The organism is Corynebacterium sp. (assembly GCF_012838985.1).
Taxonomy (GTDB): domain Bacteria; phylum Actinomycetota; class Actinomycetes; order Mycobacteriales; family Mycobacteriaceae; genus Corynebacterium.
The window spans coordinates 1-18,921 of sequence record NZ_DUOE01000123.1; the positions used below are offsets into that span (position 1 = coordinate 1).

The following is an 18,921-nucleotide window of genomic DNA, read 5'->3' on the forward strand; positions in this document are numbered from 1 at the left end:
AGAGCTCGTCGGCGCGCTGGGCGTCCTCGAGGTCGACGCGGCGCAGGATGCGCACCGTCGGATCGAGGGTGGTCTCCCACAGTTCATTCGCGTTCATCTCACCCAGCCCCTTGAATCGTTGGACCAGGTCACGCGGGCGCGGGTCCCTCTTGCCCTGCGCGATGCCGTCCTCGACGATGCGGTCGCGTTCGGCGTCGGAGAAGGCGTAGTCGGCGTCGGTTCCACGCGCGTCCCACTTGATCTTGTAGAGCGGCGGCTGGGCCAGGTATACGTGTCCGCCCTCGACCAGCGGTTTCATGAAGCGGAACAGCAAGGTCAGAAGCAGTGTGCGGATGTGCTGGCCGTCGACGTCGGCATCGGCCATGAGGACGATCTTGTGGTAGCGGAGCTTCGAGATGTCGAACTCCTCGTTGATACCCGTGCCCAGCGCCGTGATGATCGCCTGGACCTCGGCGTTCTTCAGCACACGGTCGAGGCGGGCCTTCTCCACGTTGAGGATCTTGCCGCGCAGCGGAAGGATCGCCTGGTAGAGCGAGTCTCGGCCGGCCTTGGCGGAACCACCGGCCGAGTCACCCTCCACGATGTAGAGCTCGGAGACGCCCGGATCCTTCGAACGGCAGTCGGCCAGCTTGCCCGGCAGACCGCCGAGGTCGGTGGCGGACTTGCGACGCACCAGCTCACGGGCCTTACGCGCCGCAATACGCGCCTGCGAGGAGGCGACCGCCTTGTTGACGATGGCCTTGGCCTCCGCCGGGTTGGCGTCCAGCCACATGGCGACGTGCTCGTTGGCCATGCGCTGCACGAAGGAACGGATCTCGGTGTTGCCGAGCTTCGTCTTCGTCTGGCCCTCGAACTGCGGGTCCGTCACACGCACGGACACGACGGCGGCGAGACCCTCACGGCAGTCCTCACCGGTGAGGTTCGGGTCCTTGTCCTTGATGAGGCGGTGCTCACGCGCGTACTTGTTCATCAGGGAGGTCAGCGCGGAACGGAAGCCCTCCTCGTGGGTGCCGCCCTCGTGGGTGTTGATCGTGTTGGCGAAGGTGTGGACGGACTCCTTGTAACCGGAGTTCCACTGCATCGCGATCTCGACCTCGTGGCCCTCACCCTTGGCGTCGAAACCGACGATCGACGGGTGGATGACGTTCTTGCCCTTGTTGAGGTGGTTGACGTAGTCGACCAGCCCCTCCGGGTAGTGGTACGTGACCTTCTTCTCCCGCTTCTTCGGCGGCTTCGGGGCCTCGCCGGCGGGAGCCTCCTCGACGTCGGTGTCGTCGAAGCTGGGGCCGTCGATGAGCTGGGCGGTGTCGCCCTCCTCCGCGATGGCCTCGAGTTCGAGCTGCTCCTCGGTGACGCGCTCGTCCTTGAGGGTGATGGTCAGGCCCTTGTTGAGGAAGGCCATCTCCTGCAGACGACGCGAGATCGTGTCGTAGTCGAAGTCGGTGGTCTCGAAGATCTCCGGGTCCGGCCAGAACCGGATGGTCGTGCCGGTGCCCCGGGCGTTGCCGCCCTCGATGAGCTCATCCGGCACGGAGTTGTTGAAGTTCTGGATCCAGTGCTTGCCGTCGCGCTTGATGTCGGCCTCAAGATGGGTCGACAGGGCGTTGACCACGGAGATGCCGACGCCGTGGAGACCACCGGACACCGCGTAGGAGTCGGAGTCGAACTTGCCGCCGGCGTGCAGCTGGGTCATGACGACCTGGACGGTCGGAGCGCCGGAGGGGTGCATCTCGACGGGGATGCCACGGCCGTCATCGACGACCTGGACGCCACCGTCGGCCAGCAGGGTCACCTCGACCTTGCTCGCGTGACCGGCCATCGCCTCATCGACGGAGTTGTCCACGACCTCCCACACCAGGTGGTGCAGGCCGCGCGGACCGGTCGAACCGATGTACATGCCGGGGCGCTTGCGGACAGCTTCGAGGCCCTCGAGGATCGTGATCGATGACGCGTCGTACTGGTGTTCAGCGTTAGCCACGTGAAACGAGATCTCCTCGCTAGATTGATATCAGACCTCACCAGTCTACACTGCGGGGGTCACTACCAGGGAAGGGGTCGCGCGCGTCGGAGGGCCGTTCTCGCGCGTTTTCGGGGGAAAGCACCTATCCGTAGGTGTCGCGCGGACCGCGTCCCTTGACGTGGAGCGGCCCCTTGCGCCAACTCGGGGCCCGCGGTCCGAAGATCTTCAGTTCCACGATGATGTTCGGGCCGACCTTCTCCGCGATCACCTGGAGGATCTGCCGCTGCATCATCCGCAGATTCGTCGCCCAGGCCGTCGAATCACACGTGATGAACAGTTTCCGGTCCTTCACCATCTCCACCGTGGTGTGCTGCGCGATCTTCGGGCCGACCAGTTCCTCCCAGTTGCCGAACACCCAGCCACCCGCGATGTCCTTCTCCCAGCCGCGGCGCCGGATCTCCGTGCCCAGCAACGACCCGAACGTGTCGACCTCCAGCGGCCTCCGACGCCGGCGTCCGTCCTTGCCCGTCGGCCGTCCCAGCCGCGGCGGGGTCGTCTTCTTCTGTGGCCTCCGCGGCGGCAGGGGCGTGGCGCCGCGCTGCTTCGCGGCCTTCTGCATGGCCTCGAAGGCGGCCTGGACCGGGTCCTGCTCACCCGAGCTCACTGATCCGGCCCTCCTCCGTGTCACGCACCGTGACCAGGTGCTTCTTCGCCGCCGCGGTGATGTTCGGCGGCAGATCGGCGTCGACCGCCGCGGTGATGAGCACCTGCTCCGCGTCCGCCGCCAGATCGACGAGCTTCTCGCGGCGCTTCGCGTCGAGCTCCGAGAACACGTCATCCAGCACGAGCACCGGATCCGAGCCCTCGCGCCGCAGCAGCGTGAACTCCGCCAGCCGCAGCGCGATCGCGTAACTCCACGTCTCCCCGTGCGAGGCGAAACCCTTCGCCGGCGCATCGCCGAGGTGGAGCAGCAGGTCATCGCGGTGCGGCCCGACCAGCGACATGCCGCGTTCGATCTCACGCTGCCGTCCCCGGCCGAGCTCCGCGAGCATCTCCGCCTCGAGGAGCTCCACGTCATTGCTTGTCGACGCCACCGTCCCCCGGTACTCCACCCGCGCCGGCCGGGACTCCGGGGCGATCCCCGCGTAGGCCTCCGTGACCAGCGGCCCCAGTTCCTCCACGAGGGTGAGCCGGGCCGCGATGACCTGCGCGCCGTGCCCGGCGAGCTGCCCGTCCCACACGTCGAGCGTGGCCAGGGCGCCGGCCCCGTCGGCGTCCCGGTACCCGCGGCGCAGCGCGGCGTTCGCCGACTTGAGCAGCGCGTTCCGCTGGCGCAGGACCTTGTCGTAGTCGGCCTTCACCCCGGCCAGCCGCGGGCTGCGGGTGGCGATGATGTCATCCAGGTAGCGGCGTCGCTCCGCCGGCTCCCCCTTGATGAGCGCCAGGTCCTCCGGCGCGAACAACACGGTCCGCACCACCCCGAGCAGCTCACGCGGGGAGTTCAGACGGGTCCGGTTGATCTGCGCCTGATTCGCGGCGTGCGGCTTGATGAGCAGGTGGGTCGTCAGTTCGCGGCCGTGGTTGACGGCGGTCGTCGAGACGCGGGCGTTGGGCGCCCCCTGCCGCACCAGCGGCGCGTCGTGGGAGACGCGGTGGGAGGCCAGGTGGGCGGTGTACCCCACCGCCTCGACGATGTTCGTCTTGCCGAAGCCGTTACGCCCGACGAACAGGGTGATCCCCGGTTCAAGCTCGAGCGTCAGCTCCGGCCAGCTGCGGAAATCCCGCAGGTCAAGCGTCCTGATGTAGATGAGCCACCCACCTATCCGGGCAGGCGCACCGGCATGAGCAGGTAGGTGAACTCCGTCTCCGGGGTCGGGAAGATGCCCTCCGCGTCCGGCTCCGGCAGCTCCTCCGGGTCCGGGACGAGGATCGCCGGGCGCGAAGGCTCGGTGAACCCGAAGACCACACGGTTGGTGTGGATCACGGACAGACCGTCCCGCAGGTAACCCGGGTTGAAGGCGATGACCAGCTCATCCTTGCCCGCGAAGGCACAGGGCAGACGCTCCTCGGCGTGGCCGGAATCCAGCCCGCCGGCCGAGAGGATGAGCTCCCCCTCGGTGAACTGCATCCGGATCTGCGCGTTGCGCTCGGTGACCAGGCTGACGCGGCGGATGGCCTCCTGCAGCGGGGCGATCTCCACGCTGGCGACCGACGTGTGCGTCTTCGGAAGCAGCGGCTGGATGTTCGGGAAGTCCGCGTCGAGCATGCGGGTGGTGGTCTCCCGGGAGTCGGTGTGGATGCCGAACAGTCCGGCGGCGCCGATCTGCTCACCCGTGCCGACGGCGATCTCCACCGGGTTGTTCACGCTCTGATCGAGGGTGCGGGCGTTGTCCAGCAGCGTCTTCGCCGGGACCAGCAGCTTCGCCTCGACGTCCGGGGACGCCGGATCCCACTCGAAGGTGCGCAGCGCCAGACGGAAACGGTCCGTGGCGGCCAGCTTCACCTGGTTGCCGGTGATCTCCATGTGCACACCGGTGAGCATCGGCAGGGTGTCATCCTTGCCGGCGGCGGTGGCCACCTGGGTGACCGCCTCGGAGAACAAGGCCGGGTGGATCGTGCCGGTGACCTCCGGCAGCGTCGGGATCTGCGGGTAGTCATCCAGCGGGATGAGCGGCAGCTCGAAGCGGGAGGAACCACAGGACAGGAGTGCCTTGGAACCCTCGACGCGGAGCTCGACCGGCTTGTTCGGCAGGTTGCTGACAATCTCCGAGATGAGCTTGCCCGCCACCGCGATCCGCCCCTGGTCGCCGATCTCCGCGGCGATCTTCACCCGCGTCGACACCTCGTAGTCGAAGCCGGCGAACTCCAGACCGTTGTCATCCGCAGTGATGAGCATGGCTCGCAGGACCGGCTGCGTGACCTTGGTGGGCAGATTCCTGGCGACCCACGCCACCGCGTTGGCCAGATCATCTCTGACCACCCGGAACGACACTGCTTGTGACTCCATGCTTTCGGGCTCCTCAAAAACTTGTGATCCGTCGCTGCGGACCCTGAATAACAAACTCCAACGTACCTGACCGTTCCCGGCGATCGAACTCTTGTAATTCGTCTCAGCCGGGTCCGGGCACCTCCCGGAGCTCGGCTCCGGTCCGTTCTCCCCACATCCTCTTTCTTCTTGAGAAATTACAAGTTTGAAAGAGAGTAAGAGCAGTAGGTCCTGTGCAACCTGTGGATGGAGGGTCGAATCACAAGGTAGTCGACCGAATCCGCCGTGTGATTCTGCCTGTGGATAACTTGTGGATAACTCTGGGCAATTGTGGATAACTTCCGCCCTTCCGGACTTATCCACAGGAGGGTCGAATCCATTCACCGCTTCTCAACAGCGAAAACGCGGTTATCCACAGGGGTGCGGACTATTGTGCTGGCCGTCACACTGTGACTAATCTCTCCGAATTACAAGAGTGTAATTACACAGGTGTGGATAGCCCTGTGAGTAACTTTTCCGCGTCGCATCGTGCCTGTTCAGGGGCCTGGCGGGCCGGGCCTCGGGAGCGAATGACACATTTTCGGGGCCGTGGCGGGTTTTGTCATTCGGGTCGGGCCACCGCCGGAATGACATGTTCGGGACCACTACTCCTCTCGAACGCGTCGGGCTGTGGCCGGGAGCTCCCGAACATGTCATTCCGAACTTGTAGCGCGAGGCGGGCGGGGCGGGACCCGGAATCAGCGACGCCCCGCGCATCGGGTGATGGGCGGGGCGTCGGAACGTCGAGAAGTTGTGTCTAACCTCGACCGCGGTTCTTGATGAGCTGCGTCAGCTGCTGGATCTCGTCGTAGGTGTCACGCTTCTCGGTCATCTCCTTGCGGATCTTGCGGTCGGCGTACATGACGGTGGTGTGGTCCTTGCCGCCGAACTCCTGGCCGATCTTCGGCAGGGAGAGGTCGGTGAGCTCGCGGCACAGGTACATCGCCAGCTGACGTGCGTGCGCGACGGCCCGGGTCTTGCCGGCACCGGTGAGGGTGTCCAGGGTGATCCCGAAGTAGTCGGAGGTGACCTCCATGATGGTGGAGGCCGTGATCTCGACGTCCGCGGCGTCCGGGAGGATGTCGCGCAGCGCGATCTCGGCCATCTCCTGGTTGATCGGCTCGTTGATCAGCGAGGAGTACGCGGAGACACGGATGAGGGCGCCCTCGAGCTCACGGATGGAGGACTCGAAACGCGAGGCGATGAGCTCCAGCACGCTGCGGTCGACGTGCGTGCCGTCGGCCTGGGCCTTCTTCTCCAGGATGGCGATGCGGGTCTCCAGGTCCGGCGGCTGGATGTCCGTGATCAGTCCACCCTCGAAACGGGTGCGCAGGCGGTCCTCCAGGGTGGTCAGCTGCTTCGGCGGACGGTCCGAGGACAGGATGATCTGCTTGTCGGCCTGGTGCAGGGCGTTGAAGGTGTGGAAGAACTCCTCCTGCGTGCCTTCCTTACCTTCCAGGAACTGGATGTCATCGACCATGAGGATGTCGAGGTTGCGGTAGCGCCGCTTGAAGGATTCCTGCCGGTCATCGCGCACGGAGTTGATGTAGTCGTTAGTGAATTCCTCACTGGAGACGTACTTCACCCGCAGACCCGGCTGCAGGACCTGCGCATAGTTGCCCGCCGCGTGCAGCAGGTGCGTCTTGCCCAGGCCCGAGCCACCCCAGATGAACAGGGGGTTGTAGGCGCGGGCCGGGTTCTCCGCGACCGCGACGGCCGCGCCGTTGGCGAAACGATTCGAGGAACCGATGACGAAGTTCTCGAACGTGTACTTCGGGTTGAGCGACTTGTCGCGGTTCGGGTCGTGCGCCGGCGTCTCACGCGGCAGACGCTGCCCCTGGTGGTACACCGGTGCGGAGTGCTGCTGATGCTGCGGCGCCGTGACCTGCGTGTACTGGGGTTGGATCGGCGGCGGCGGGGGCACGGGCTGCGCCGGGGCCGGCGGCGTCACGGGCGCGGAGGTGTGCGAGGTGTCCCAGCCCAGGTGGTGGTCCGGGATGCGCTCCTGCACACCCGGGACCGTGGTCTGGATCGGGCCCTGCTGCACCGGAGTCGTCGGAGGCGCCGGTGGGGCAGGCGGGGCCGGGGGTGTCACGGGAGCGGTCGGCTCCGGGGCGGCCGGCATGGCCTCCGGCTGGATCGAGACCGCCAGGCTGCAGGGGCGGCCGGTGCGTTCGGAGAGCACCTTCACGATGTGCGGGCCGAAATCATCCTCGATGACCTGCTTGGCCATGGCGTGCGGGGTGGCCAGCACGGCGTAACCGTCGACGAGGACGATCGGCTGGACGAGGCCGAGGAAGGCCCGCTGCTGGTGGGTGAAGGTGGGGATGCTGGAGTCCGAGCGCTCCGACTGGTCCAGGAGCTCCGCCTTGATCGCCTGCCAGGCTTCGGCGAGTGACTGTTGCTGATCTGTCACGTTGAGGGTGGCTCCTTCTTGAGGTCTCGTCGGGCGATTCGGGACCACCGGCGCAAAAGTGACGGGCATCACAAAACGCCTGCTGTCCCTGCTGAAAACAGGTGCTGCGACGCGCTGAGGTCGTGCCTGGCGGGAGGTAGTGCGTCGCATCTGTTCACAGGCCATCCCCCAGGGGGAAAGGGCCGCTACCTTGCCATCCACAGAGTTGTCCACAGGTGTGGATAATTCCGCCGACCGATTCTTTCCACAGCCTAGTCTAGAACCTGTGGATAACACGATTCGGAAAAATTACCGCTTTCACCTGCGGAAATGCGAGCCCTCCGGGTAACCCTCAATCTTATCTTGATGGTTATCCACAGGGCTGTTGGTGGATATTCTGTGATTTCTTGTGAGTCTCTTCATTGTTACCCAACCCCCGGGGGCGGTGTCCATCGAACGCCGGACCGCATTCGTGGAGCAGCCGGCGCCGTCGCGTGCACCCGCGCGCGCCGCTGCGGAAACAGGCGAACTGCCCGGTGAACCGCCCAAAATTCCAGCATTGTAATTTCAGGTGCCCCCACGCCGTGCCCCACGACACGTCGAAAAGTCAATTTGTTCGAACGCCCCCGGCTCGCGTAGTCTGTGATGGTCTGTCACACCGCCGGATGCGCCCTCCCCAGGGACCGCACCGGCGGATGTGTGTGAGAGCAGCGTCGGCACCGGATCACCGGGCCGCGGCACCCGCCGCGCGTCAGTGCGGACGCAGCACGCCACCTGCTGGCATCTCAATCCGTCATGAAAATTTCAGCGGCCCCGCCGGACCCGTACGGCCGGCCGCGTCACACAGAGGAGAACAACCGTGGCAAAGGGCAAGCGGACGTTCCAGCCGAACAACCGTCGTCGCGCACGCGTGCACGGCTTCCGTACCCGTATGCGCACCCGTGCAGGTCGCGCAATCGTCTCGGCGCGTCGCCGTAAGGGCCGCGCCAAGCTGACCGCTTAATTAAGCAGCACCAACGGTGCTTCCGAAGCAGCACAAGTTCACGTCGCCGACTGACTTCAGCCGGACGATGAAGCGTGGACGCCGCGCCGGGAGCCGCACCGTGGTGGTCCATCTCCTGGACCGCCGGACCGGGCCCGACGCCGGAGCCGTCCCTGTTCACCAGGGTGGCCCCCGCGTCGGGCTCATCGTCTCCAAGGCCGTCGGGAATGCGGTGATCCGTCACCGCACCTCCCGGCGGCTTCGTCACGTGTGCGCCTCGCTTTTCGACGTCCTCCCGCCCACCACCGACCTCGTGGTGCGCGCGTTGCCGGCGTCGGGGACGGCGTCGTCAAGCACCCTCGAGAAGGACATGCGCAGAGCCCTCACACGCCTGGGGGCACTGGATGCGTAGGCTCTCCCCCGCCGCGCGGGGCCTCGAGTCCATGGTGCTCTTCTACCAAAAGCATGTGTCCCCCCTTAAGATGGGGTCGTCCTGCCGTTTCGAACCGACCTGCAGCTCCTATGCGTTGGGTGCTGTCCGTGGACACGGGGCAGTGAAGGGGTTCGTCATGGCGTTGGCCCGGCTGAGCAAGTGCGGACCATGGCATCCGGGCGGGTACGATCCCGTCCCTGAAAAAACCGATATCAAGGAGTCCTGACACACAGTGCTCAACTTCATCTACTGGCCGATCTCGGCCATCCTGTGGTTCTGGCACAAGGTGTTCAGCTTTGTGCTGGACCCGGACCTCGGCATCACCTGGGTGCTGGCGATCGTGTTCCTCACGTTCACGATCAAGGCCATCATGTTCAAGCCGACCCAGAACCAGCTGCGTTCCAGCCGCAAGATGCAGGAGATGCAGCCGAAGATGGCTGAGATCCGCACCAAGTACAAGAACGACCAGCAGAAGATGATGGAGGAGACGCGCAAGATCCAGAAGGAGATGGGCGTCAACCCCGTCCTGGGCTGCCTGCCGATGCTCGTGCAGATCCCCGTCTTCCTCGGACTGTTCCACGTGCTGCGTTCCTTCAACCGCACCGGTGAGGGCGTCGGCCAGCTCGGCATGAGCATCGAGCAGAACCGGAACACCCCGAACTACATCTTCGGCGTGGACGAGGTCCAGTCCTTCATCGACGCCCGCTTCTTCGGCGTCCCGCTGTCCTCCTACATCTCCATGCCGCAGGACATGTACCAGGCGTTCCAGCCGGTCGACTTCACCCGCACCGACATCATCCTGGTGGCCGCACCCCTGGCGATCATCATCGCCGTGGCCACCCACTTCAACGCCCGCATGTCCATCGACCGCCAGAAGGCCCGCCTGGCCTCCGGCAAGCAGGCCGCCCCGACCGGCGACAACGCCGACATGATGGCCATGCAGATGGGCATGATGAACAAGATGATGCTGTGGGTCATGCCCGCCACCATCCTGTTCACCGGCTTCCTGTGGCACATCGGCCTGCTGTTCTACATGATGTCCAACAACGTGTGGACCTTCTTCCAGCAGCGTGTCCTCTTCGCCCAGATGGACCGCGAGGAGGAGGCCGAGGAGGAGGCTCGCCGCGCCCTCCAGCGCACCACGGCCCCCGCCCCGGGCGCCCGTGCCGGCGCGAAGAAGAAGCGGATGAAGAAGTAACCTCTCCCCGCTCCGCATCCCACAGCCACCGCGAACCCGACCAGGGTTCCCGGTGGCTGTATCGTTGTGAGACATGAGTGAGACCCCCGAGCTGCCGCCCGCACCCGCCGTCGCCTCCGAGATCTTCGGCGAGAGGCTCCCGCTTGCCGAGGCCTACCACCGCTCCCTGGCCACCGACGGCTCCGTCCGCGGCTTCATCGGCCCCCGCGAGGTCCCCCGCCTGTGGGACCGGCACATCCTCAACTGCGCCGTCATCGGCCAGGCTATGCCCCACGGCGTCCGCGTCGCCGACGTCGGCTCCGGCGCCGGCCTGCCCGGCATCCCCCTGGCCATCGCCCGCCCCGACCTCGACATCACGCTCATCGAGCCGCTGCTCAAGCGTTCGGTGTACCTGCAGGAGGTCGTCGACCTGCTCGGCCTGCCCAACGTCACCGTCATCCGCGGCCGCGCCGAGGAGAAGCAGGTCCGCGAGGCACTGGGCGAAGGTGTGGACATCGTCACCTCCCGCGCCGTCGCCCCGCTGGGCAAGCTCGCCGGCTGGTCCCTGCCGCTGGTCCGCAGGGGCGGCGAGATGATCGCCATGAAGGGATCCTCCGTGGGTGAGGAGCTGGAACGCGACGGAGTGCAGATCAGGAAGGCCGGCGGCGGGAAGGCAGACATCCGCACCGTCGGCGCCGAACTGCTCGAAGAGCCGACGACGGTCATCAGGATTCCCCGCGTGCACTAAGGTAGGGAAGGCTAGACAGAAACAGTTTCACAGTTGAGGAAGAGGTCGGGTCGGAAAACATGGTTGACCAGTTGCCGAAGCCGGACGTGCCGCGTCTCATTACGGTCGCCAACCAGAAGGGTGGCGTCGGCAAAACCACCAGCTCCGTCAACCTCGCCGCCGGTCTGGCGGTGAACGGGGCGAAAGTGCTCGTCGTCGACCTCGACCCGCAGGGCAACGCCTCCACGGCGCTCGGGGTGGAGCACACCTCCGGCACCACCTCCAGCTACGAACTGCTCATCGGCGAGGCCACCGCGGCCGACGCCGTCCAGCAGTCCACCGCCGGTGACAGCATCTTCTGCATCCCCGCCACCATCGACCTGGCCGGCGCGGAGATCGAGCTCGTGTCCCTCGTGCGCCGCGAGTACCGCCTCCACGACGCCCTGCGCGCCTCCGGCTTCCTCGACGAGCACGGCTTCGACTACGTCATCATCGACTGCCCGCCGTCCCTCGGCCTGCTCACCATCAACGCGATGACCGCCGTCGACGAGGTCCTCATCCCCATCCAGTGCGAGTACTACGCACTCGAGGGCGTCGGCCAGCTGCTCAACAACATCTCGATGATCCGGCAGCACCTCAACACCAACCTCCACATCTCCGCGATCCTGCTCACCATGTTCGACGCGCGCACGAAGCTCTCCGAGCAGGTCGCCACCGAGGTCCGCGCCCACTTCGGCGACGTCGTCCTGGGCACCGTCATCCCCCGCTCGGTAAAGGTCTCCGAGGCTCCCGGCTACGGCCAGACCGTCCTCACCTACGAGCCCTTCTCCCGCGGCGCGGTCGCCTACCTCGCCGCAGCGCAGGAGTTCGCCTCCCGCGGTGACTACCAGCCCGTCGAATCCACCGGACCCATCGGTGTCAGCCCCGAGACAGCCAAGCAGCTTGAATCAGAAAGGTAGGCGTCATGAACCAGGAGCCCCGTAAGGGTGGACTCGGCCGCGGCCTCGCCGCCCTGATCCCCTCCTCTCCCACGCCCTCCTCCCCCCGCCTCGGCGACGGCGCCGCGGACGTCATCCTCGGCGGCACCAAGGGTGCCCGCGCCAACAAGGACCGCAAGCCCGTGGCCGGTGCCCCGAAGCCCGGACTGCCGGGCACGGGGCCGACGCCGGGGGACGTCGCGAAGCAGCCGAAGCCCGCGACCGACCCGGGCGCGACCTACCGGGAGATCCCCCTCTCGGAGATCGTCCCCAATCCGCAGCAGCCCCGGAGCGTCTTCGACGAGGAGGCCCTCGCCGAGCTGGTCCACTCCATCCGCGAGTTCGGGCTCATGCAGCCCATCGTCGTGCGCGAGGTCGCCGACGGCTATGAACTCGTCATGGGTGAGCGCCGCTGGCGTGCCGCCGGACGCGCCGGCCTGAGCACCATCCCCGCCATCGTCCGCAGCACCGACGACGGCGCCATGCTCCGCGACGCCCTGCTGGAGAACATCCACCGCGTCCAGCTCAACCCGCTGGAAGAGGCCGCCGCCTACCAGCAGCTCCTCGAGGAGTTCGACGTCACCCAGGCCGAGCTCGCCCAGCGCCTCGGCCGCTCCCGCCCGGTGATCACCAACACCATCCGCCTCCTCGCCCTGCCCGTGCCCGTGCAGCGCCGCGTCGCCGCCGGAGTGCTCTCCGCCGGACACGCCCGCGCCCTCCTCGGCCTCAAGGCCGGCGGCCCCGCTGCCATGGAGGAGCTCGCCGACCGCGTCGTCGCCGAGGGCCTGTCCGTCCGCGCCACCGAGGAGGCCGTCACCCTGCTCAACCGGGGCGAGGACGAACCGGAGCGCCGCAAGCCGGAGCCCGTCGAGCAGCCCGCCTTCTTCACCCAGGCGGCCACCCGCCTCGGCGACACCTGGGACACCCGCGTCACCGTCACCATGGGACGCGGCAAGGGCCGCATGGTCGTCGAATTCGGCGATGAGGACGACTTCCAGCGCATCCTCGGCCTCATCGAAGGCCGCGACTGAGGACGCAGGGTCGTGTTCGCCACCCTGATCCCCGTCAGCCAGGAGACCATCGGCCGCATCCACCCGCAGGCCGGGCGGTCGATCTTCTGGGAACTCGACCCCGACGCCGCCTCCCTGGTCACCAGCTCCGGTGACCCCTCCTTCGAGAAGGAGGCCTGGCTCACCACCACGCTGCTGAACTACGGCCCCTGCGGCTACTCCCTGGAACGTTCGACGCACGAACGCGCCGTCGCCACCGTCCTGTGGTGCTCGCGTGACTACGCCCCCGGCTGCGCCCAACTCCCCACCGCCCCCGTCTCCGAGGACGCCGAGGTGCTCACGTCCCTGTTCATCGACCGGGCGCTCGCCGGCGTCGGGCTCGAATCAGTGCTTCTCGACGCCACCATCATGCACCTCGTCGACAGCGACGCCACCGCCGTCGAGGCCTTCGGCTGGCGCGAGGACTTCTTCCTGCGTGCCGACGTCGACGAGCTCCTCGAAGGCCCCGTCGGCACCATCCTGCGCTCCGCCTCCGAGATCGGCCTCATGTCCGTCTCCGTCCTCGAGTCCGCGGGCTTCCAGGTGGTGGCCGACCACCCCGTGCTGCCGCGCCTGCGCCTGGAGCTGCCGCCGCCGTACGACCTGCTCTCGCTGGCCGCGGTGGAGGAGCTCTTCGACCGCGTGCTGGCGTAGCCCCGCCCGCGCCCCGCCCGCGCCCGCACGTTCGGAAGGAGATGTTCGGAGGAGGAGTGGTCTCGAACTTCTCGACGGCCGGCAGGCGCGGATCCGGGGATGTGAATTCTGCGGATGTGGTCTCGAACTAGACGGCCCGGGGCAGGGAGTCCGGGGCGGTGAAGCTGTGGAGCGCCCGCCGCACCATCTGCAGCATCGTGCACTCCCCCGCTCCCCCGTCGCTCAGCTCGCTCTTACCCACCCGGAGCACCACCCGACCCAGGTTCTGCAGGGCCTTCTCGCGGTCCCGCTCGGCGAGGACCACCGTGGCCGGGTCGTCCCCGTACGCACCCCGGTACTTGCTCCGGCCGTCCACCTCCAGCACGAGCCACCCGTTGATGAGGATGTCCACGAAGTAGCTCCGGCCGGTGAGCGGGTCGCGGAACCCGACCTGGGTCTCGATGGTGTGGATGGCGGGGAGGGCGGCGTCGAGAAGCAGAAGACGCGCCAGCGTCTCCCAGGGGCTGCCGATGCCCGGAAGCGAGCGCTCCAGCGCCGCGTGGAACTTCGCCCCGTTGCGGACCGGACCCATCAGGGCGATGTCCCGCCGGATGACGTCGACCGTGAGCCCCGGCCAGAGACGCCGTGCGGAATCGAGCGCCACGACCGCCTCATACGGGGATTCATGCCGCGCTATGTCCAGCAGGCAACGCATGGGCGTGGTGACGCGGATACCGCGCTCCACCGTGTGGTACCGGTCCGGGAGGATGACGGAGCGGTAGCGGGCGCCCGTCGTCCAGGTGCGGCGGCCGCTCGCGCGGGCCCGGCCCGGCAGCTGCACCTCCACCTCCTTCTCGACGTGCAGCAGCTCCACCCCCCACAACCGCGCCGCCGCCTTGCCCGCCACCACCCCCTTGTCCACCGTCAGGCCCACCGCCGCGGCCCGGGCCTCCGCCTGCCCCCAGGGCGGCAGGTTGCGGTAGTGGTCGGCGGGGACGGCCACCTCGCTGGTCAGGCGGAGCAGGGTCCCGGAGGACAGCCGGTCGCGGATCTCCGGACTGTCGTAGGGCAGGTGGCGCAGGAGGACGAGGCGGTGGGTGTCTTTCCAGTCAGGTGTCATGCCTGCCAGCGTGGAGCAAGAGGGCCGTCGGCGACAGTCGGGGCGGTCGGGGCGCACCTGTGCCTGTGGATGGGTGGGGTTTATCCACAGGTCGGCAGGGACGGTGGTTGCTGCGGCGGGCGGCGCCTGCTAAGCGCGGACAGACATGGTCGAGAGGGCGCCTGAGGGCTCTCAGCAGGTTCGGGACCAGTCCCGGTCCGAACATGTGGTTTCGAACGTAGAGTTCAGGCCTGCTCGGCCCGCAGCAGCTCGGCGAACTTGTAGGTGCCGGTCGGGGCGTCGTCGCGGTCCAGCAGGTAGAGGCGCTTCACGGCGACGACGACGGCCTCGGCCATCGCGTCCCGCACGGCCGGGTCGGTCAGCTGCGCGACGTCACCCGGGTTGGAGAGGTAACCGGCGACGACCTCGACGGTCGGGGCCTGCGTGAACCGGAGCATCTCCCAGGTGCGGGCGTGGTTGCCGCAGTTCTGCAGGTTGGTGCGGGCGACGATCTCGCGCTGGATGTAGCCGGAGAGGGTCTCGCCGGTCAGGGAGCTGTTGCCGGTGTCGGAACCGAAGTAGAAGGTGGCGATGCCGTTGGCCTTCTCGTTCGGGTAGTGGTCGCACTTGAGGGAGATGATGAGGTCGGCCCCGAAGGCGTTGGCGACGTCGGCGCGCGCGGTCGCGGACGGGTTGTCCATGCGCGGGCGGGACTTGATGGTCTCCATGCCGGCGGCGATCATGCGGCCCTCGATGCGGGAGGCGAGATCCCAGATGATCTCCTCCTCCGTGATCTGGCCGTAGGGGCCCTGCACGACGTGGCCCTTGTGGGTGCCGCCGAGTGCGGGGTCGATGACCACGCGCTTGCCGGCGAGCATGGGGCCGGCGTTGCGCACCTGCTCCCGCTCGCGGATCGCGTGGGGGCTGCCGCCGGTGATGCGTCGGCCGAGGAGCTTGAGGGCCCGGATGGTCTCGGGGCCGCACACGCCGTCGTCCTGGAGGCCGGAGTTGAGCTGGAAGTTCGCCAGTGCCTCGTAGGTGCCGGGGCCGAAGTGGCCGTCGATGCGGTGGGAGTAGAAGCCCAGCTCCTGCAGCTGGTCCTGGAGCTGGGTGACGTCGTCGCCGACCAGTTCGTTGTTCGGCTGGTAGGACAGGACGCGGTTGCCCAGCTCGTAGGACGCGTGGCGGAGCTCCCGCAGCGTCATGTCGTCGATGTTGCCGGACGGCACGATGCCACGGGACTGCTGGAAGGCCTTGAGGACGTGGGACAGGCTGTCGTCGAAAAGCTTGTCCTCCTCGGCGTACTTGTCCGAGAGGTCCGGCTCGTAGCCGGGCAGAAGGCCCAGGCGGGCGAGGGTGGAACGGGCCTCCGCCACCCGTGGGCTGCGGTCACCAACGCGAAACGTCTTGGTCACGGCGCTCCTTCCAGGGTCAGATGCTACAGATCCTATCCCAGCCGTCAGGAGTCGGCCGGTGCTGCACGTAGGCTCTCAGGCTACCAGTTAGAGCAGCGGTTCCAGCTTCGCCATGATGTGGGAGCGGGGTCGGACGCCGATGAATTCGTCGACCTTCTCGCCGTCCTTGAAGTAGAGGACCGCCGGGATCGACATGATCTGGAACATGGCGCCCAGGGTGCGCTCCTCGTCGACGTTGACCTTCGCGACGGTGACGGTGTCGCCCAATTCCGCTGCTACCTCGTCCAAGACGGGGCTCAGCTTCTTGCAGGGGCCGCACCATTCCGCCCAGAAATCGACGATGACGGGCTTGTCGGACTCGATGACCACTTCGCGGAAGTTGGCCTGGGTGACCTCAATGACATTGCTCATGTGATTCTCCTTACAGTTAGCTTAGAGTGCTGCGAGATAGTGCTCAGCGTCGATCGCGGCGCGGCAACCGGAGCCCGCGGCGGTGACGGCCTGCTGGTAGTGGTCGTCGACCAGATCGCCGCAGGCGAAGACACCCGGGACGGAGGTCGCGGTGGAGGGCTCGGTGACCTTGACGTAGCCGCCCTCCTTGAGGGCGACCTGGCCGTCGAGGAACTCCGAACGCGGGTCGTGGCCGATGGCGACGAACATCGCGGCGACCGGCAGCTCGGAGAGCTCACCCGTGATCGTGTCCTTGAGCATGATGCCGGCGACCTTGTTGTCCGCCTCGATGACGTGGTCGACCGTCTTGTTCAGGGCCCACTCGATCTTCTCGTTGGCCTTGGCGCGCTCCAGCATGATGGCGGACGCGCGGAACTCCTCACGACGGTGCACGATGGTCACCTTGTCGGCGAACTTGGTCAGGAAGGTGGCCTCCTCCATCGCGGAGTCACCGCCACCGATGACCGCGATCTCCTGGCCCTTGAAGAAGAAGCCGTCGCAGGTCGCGCACGAGGACACGCCGCGGCCCATCAGCTCGCTCTCACCCGGGACACCCAGCAGACGCGGGGCGGCGCCGGTGGCGAGGATGACGGTGCGGGCCTCATGGACCTCATCGCCCACGTGGATCTTCTTCACGGGACCGTCGAGTTCGACCTTGTCCACCAGCTCCATGTGCATCTCGGTGCCGAAACGCTCGGCCTGGCCCCGCATCTGCATCATCAGGTCCGGGCCCATGATGCCGTCCTGGAAGCCGGGGAAGTTTTCCACGTCGGTGGTGTTCATCAGCGAACCGCCGTACTCGTAGCCCTCGAACATGATGGGCTTGAGCTCCGCGCGCGCGGCGTAGATGGCGGCGGTGTAGCCGGCGGGGCCGGAACCGATGATGGCGACGTCATGGACGGTCATTCAGATATCTCCTGTGGTACGTACGGCTTACTCAGCGCAAGTCTATGTGTCTGCCGTATTCAACGCTCCGCCACCACGGAACATTCCCGCGCCAGCTCGGCGCGCAGCGCCTCACGTGCCCGGTTACGGCGCGATTTGATGGTTCCGGGCCGCACCCCCTCCCGCTTCGCGACGTGCCCGATCGTCCACCCCTCGATGTCGATGAGCCACAGCGCCCGCCGCTGGTCCGGGTGCAGCCGCGCGAGCGACTCGTGGAGCTGCAGCGTGTCCTCGGTGCGTCCGATCGGGTCGGAGGCCAGGAGGGGGTTGATGTCGTGGGGGACGGTGCCGTCGTCAAGCGTGGGCACCTCGAACTGCCGACGGTGATTGCGGAAGTCCCACCCCGAGTTCATCACCAGGCGGTGCAGCCACGTGCTCAACGAGGACTCGTGCCGCCACGTGTGGAGGCTGCAGCTCGCCTTGAACAACGCCTCCTGGAGGATGTCCTGCGCATCATCCTCGTTGTGCCCGTAGCGGCGCGCCACCCACAGCAGGCGCGCACGGTGCTTCTCGACGATGGCCGTGAAGGCCTTCAGATCCCCGCTGATGTAGTCGGCGACGAGGCGCCGGTCCGTCTGTGACTGTGCCAATTTTCCCCCCGGAAAAAGCTGCTGACACAGACATTGGAACCGATGCCCCGGGGCCCCGCCGGGCAGGCGGGACACCCCGCCCACCGGGGTGGGAGCTACCGCAGACCCACGACCTCGACCTCGGCGATCTCCGCCGGTGCCGGGAACCACAGGAGCACTCCCCCGGCGGTCATCGGCCGGTCCAGCTCCAGGGTCGTGCGGCCCGCGCGCAGCTCACCGGAGCCCAGCAGCGGCAGACCCTCCGGGGTGTCCGCCACGGTGCCCTCCGTGAGGCCGTACACCTCGACCGTTCCCCCGGCGGAGTCGGCGGAGTCGATGAGCAGGGTGTGCAGCTCAGCGGTGTCGGCGAGCGAGACCATGACGCCGCCCTGACCCGCCCACACGGTGTCCGTCGAGCCGTCGGTGATCTCCGGGACGGAGGCCGTGGCGGGCTGGATCCGCGGCAGCGGACGCGGGGTGGTCTCGGTGGCGGAACCCTGGAGGGAGTCCGGGTTGACCGGTGCCGTCTCCCGGTCGCCGCCGATGACGCTCACCAGGTAGGTGGTCAGCGCGGCGGCGAGCAGGACCGTGCCGATCGCGACCGTCGCGATGAGCACCGTGGAACCGCGCGAGTAGGACTTGGAGCCGAACCCGGCGCGCTCGTCGGGGAGCGGCTCGACGTCCTCCTCGACGACCAGCTGCTCCTCCACGCCGCCGCGCTCCCGCAGCGTCGACGCCAGGGCCGTCAGGTCGGTCTCCGCGTGGAGGTCCTCCTGGCCCAGCAGGCGCAGGATGGACCGGACGGAGGTGTGGTCGCGCTCGGGGGTGGCGTCGGGCAGCACCGCCGGGAAGGCCAGCACCGCCTCGCCGGAGGTGGAGATGCGGATGCGGGCGTGGTTGTCCAGACCCAGCGGCAGATCCTGCGCGGCGCCCTCCACCAGCGGGACGAGGGCCGCGGCGACGGCCTCCGGGTCGAGGTTCCCGCCCTCGGCGACGGCGCGCAGCGAGGACCCCGGCACCCAGTCGGCGACGACGAGGCAGCCGGCGCGGTAGGCCAGCACCTCGATGTCCCCGGCGACGCCCGG

The 18,921-nt window shown here is 67.4% G+C and carries 18 protein-coding genes and 1 pseudogene; 8 read left to right on the forward strand and 11 right to left on the reverse strand.

Going from position 1 to position 18,921, the window contains the following annotated elements:
- The 5 genes from gyrB to dnaA form a co-directional block, all read right to left on the reverse strand.
- The coding region (gyrB, locus tag GXZ33_RS07090) for a DNA topoisomerase (ATP-hydrolyzing) subunit B (protein ID WP_291340143.1) at positions 1-1,978 on the reverse strand (1,978 nt) is incomplete at its 3' end.
- 124 nt (positions 1,979-2,102) lie between these two features.
- Positions 2,103-2,579: a DciA family protein gene (locus tag GXZ33_RS07095; protein ID WP_291340158.1), complete on the reverse strand. Its 477-nt coding sequence runs from the start codon at positions 2,577-2,579 to the stop codon at positions 2,103-2,105.
- Between the two features lie 31 nt (positions 2,580-2,610).
- Positions 2,611-3,768 carry a DNA replication/repair protein RecF gene (gene recF, locus GXZ33_RS07100; RefSeq protein WP_291340159.1) on the reverse strand — a complete coding sequence of 386 codons (1,158 nt, stop codon included), beginning with the start codon at positions 3,766-3,768 and terminating at the stop codon, positions 2,611-2,613.
- An 11-nt stretch (positions 3,769-3,779) separates the two neighbouring features.
- Entirely contained in the window at positions 3,780-4,967 is a 1,188-nt protein-coding gene (gene dnaN / locus GXZ33_RS07105) for a DNA polymerase III subunit beta (protein ID WP_291340144.1), read from the reverse strand.
- Positions 4,968-5,742: 775 nt separating this feature from the next.
- The gene (gene dnaA, locus GXZ33_RS07110; protein WP_291340145.1) at positions 5,743-7,401 is read right to left on the reverse strand and encodes a chromosomal replication initiator protein DnaA; all 1,659 of its coding nucleotides are present in this window, start codon (positions 7,399-7,401) and stop codon (positions 5,743-5,745) included.
- An 838-nt stretch (positions 7,402-8,239) separates the two neighbouring features.
- On the opposite strand from dnaA, the gene rpmH reads away from it, so the two are divergent.
- The 8 genes from rpmH to GXZ33_RS07150 all read left to right on the forward strand — a co-directional run bounded on the left by rpmH (position 8,240) and on the right by GXZ33_RS07150 (position 13,379).
- Complete coding sequence (gene rpmH / locus GXZ33_RS07115) at positions 8,240-8,383, forward strand: 50S ribosomal protein L34 (protein WP_015402223.1); 144 nt, start codon at positions 8,240-8,242, stop codon at positions 8,381-8,383.
- Between the two features lie 16 nt (positions 8,384-8,399).
- Positions 8,400-8,774 (forward strand): ribonuclease P protein component, encoded by a 375-nt coding sequence (gene rnpA, locus GXZ33_RS07120; protein ID WP_291340146.1) that lies wholly within the window; start codon positions 8,400-8,402, stop codon positions 8,772-8,774.
- Positions 8,767-9,021, forward strand: a complete 255-nt coding sequence (yidD, locus tag GXZ33_RS07125) for a membrane protein insertion efficiency factor YidD (RefSeq protein WP_291340147.1) — start codon at positions 8,767-8,769, stop codon at positions 9,019-9,021. Before rnpA ends, yidD begins: the two co-directional genes overlap by 8 nt.
- A 6-nt stretch (positions 9,022-9,027) precedes the next feature.
- Positions 9,028-9,993 carry a membrane protein insertase YidC gene (gene yidC / locus GXZ33_RS07130; RefSeq protein WP_291340148.1) on the forward strand — a complete coding sequence of 322 codons (966 nt, stop codon included), beginning with the start codon at positions 9,028-9,030 and terminating at the stop codon, positions 9,991-9,993.
- A 73-nt stretch (positions 9,994-10,066) separates the two neighbouring features.
- Positions 10,067-10,720: a 16S rRNA (guanine(527)-N(7))-methyltransferase RsmG gene (gene rsmG, locus GXZ33_RS07135; protein WP_291340149.1), complete on the forward strand. Its 654-nt coding sequence runs from the start codon at positions 10,067-10,069 to the stop codon at positions 10,718-10,720.
- Between the two features lie 59 nt (positions 10,721-10,779).
- A complete protein-coding gene (locus GXZ33_RS07140) occupies positions 10,780-11,658 on the forward strand; it encodes a ParA family protein (protein ID WP_291340150.1) in 879 nt (292 codons plus the stop codon).
- Between the two features lie 5 nt (positions 11,659-11,663).
- Complete coding sequence (locus GXZ33_RS07145) at positions 11,664-12,707, forward strand: ParB/RepB/Spo0J family partition protein (RefSeq protein WP_291340151.1); 1,044 nt, start codon at positions 11,664-11,666, stop codon at positions 12,705-12,707.
- Between the two features lie 12 nt (positions 12,708-12,719).
- Positions 12,720-13,379, forward strand: a complete 660-nt coding sequence (locus GXZ33_RS07150; protein ID WP_291340152.1) for a hypothetical protein — start codon at positions 12,720-12,722, stop codon at positions 13,377-13,379.
- A gap of 127 nt (positions 13,380-13,506) precedes the next feature.
- On the opposite strand, the gene GXZ33_RS07155 is transcribed toward GXZ33_RS07150, so the two are convergent.
- The 6 genes and pseudogenes from GXZ33_RS07155 to GXZ33_RS07180 all read right to left on the reverse strand — a co-directional run.
- Positions 13,507-14,478, reverse strand: coding sequence for a hypothetical protein (locus tag GXZ33_RS07155; protein ID WP_291340153.1), 972 nt, complete (start codon positions 14,476-14,478; stop codon positions 13,507-13,509).
- Between the two features lie 224 nt (positions 14,479-14,702).
- A complete protein-coding gene (locus tag GXZ33_RS07160; protein ID WP_291340154.1) occupies positions 14,703-15,872 on the reverse strand; it encodes an N-acetylmuramoyl-L-alanine amidase in 1,170 nt (389 codons plus the stop codon).
- Positions 15,873-15,959: 87 nt separating this feature from the next.
- A complete protein-coding gene (gene trxA / locus GXZ33_RS07165) occupies positions 15,960-16,283 on the reverse strand; it encodes a thioredoxin (RefSeq protein ID WP_291340155.1) in 324 nt (107 codons plus the stop codon).
- A gap of 21 nt (positions 16,284-16,304) precedes the next feature.
- Positions 16,305-17,228: a thioredoxin-disulfide reductase gene (gene trxB, locus GXZ33_RS07170; RefSeq protein ID WP_291340156.1), complete on the reverse strand. Its 924-nt coding sequence runs from the start codon at positions 17,226-17,228 to the stop codon at positions 16,305-16,307.
- Between the two features lie 59 nt (positions 17,229-17,287).
- Entirely contained in the window at positions 17,288-17,857 is a 570-nt protein-coding gene (locus GXZ33_RS07175) for a sigma-70 family RNA polymerase sigma factor (protein ID WP_291340157.1), read from the reverse strand.
- Positions 17,858-17,952: 95 nt separating this feature from the next.
- A pseudogene (locus tag GXZ33_RS07180) lies at positions 17,953-18,921 on the reverse strand (murein biosynthesis protein MurJ); the annotation flags it as partial.

What these genes read in the sequence shown, in the direction of transcription:
- GXZ33_RS07095 (WP_291340158.1), bottom strand. Translation starts at nt 2,579, where the DNA reads ATGCAGAAGGCCGCGAAGCAGCGCGGCGCCACGCCCCTGCCGCCGCGG.
- dnaN (WP_291340144.1), bottom strand. Translation starts at nt 4,967, where the DNA reads ATGGAGTCACAAGCAGTGTCGTTCCGGGTGGTCAGAGATGATCTGGCC.
- yidD (WP_291340147.1), top strand. Translation starts at nt 8,767, where the DNA reads ATGCGTAGGCTCTCCCCCGCCGCGCGGGGCCTCGAGTCCATGGTGCTC.
- rsmG (WP_291340149.1), top strand. Translation starts at nt 10,067, where the DNA reads ATGAGTGAGACCCCCGAGCTGCCGCCCGCACCCGCCGTCGCCTCCGAG.
- GXZ33_RS07140 (WP_291340150.1), top strand. Translation starts at nt 10,780, where the DNA reads ATGGTTGACCAGTTGCCGAAGCCGGACGTGCCGCGTCTCATTACGGTC.
- GXZ33_RS07145 (WP_291340151.1), top strand. Translation starts at nt 11,664, where the DNA reads ATGAACCAGGAGCCCCGTAAGGGTGGACTCGGCCGCGGCCTCGCCGCC.
- GXZ33_RS07155 (WP_291340153.1), bottom strand. Translation starts at nt 14,478, where the DNA reads ATGACACCTGACTGGAAAGACACCCACCGCCTCGTCCTCCTGCGCCAC.
- trxA (WP_291340155.1), bottom strand. Translation starts at nt 16,283, where the DNA reads ATGAGCAATGTCATTGAGGTCACCCAGGCCAACTTCCGCGAAGTGGTC.
- trxB (WP_291340156.1), bottom strand. Translation starts at nt 17,228, where the DNA reads ATGACCGTCCATGACGTCGCCATCATCGGTTCCGGCCCCGCCGGCTAC.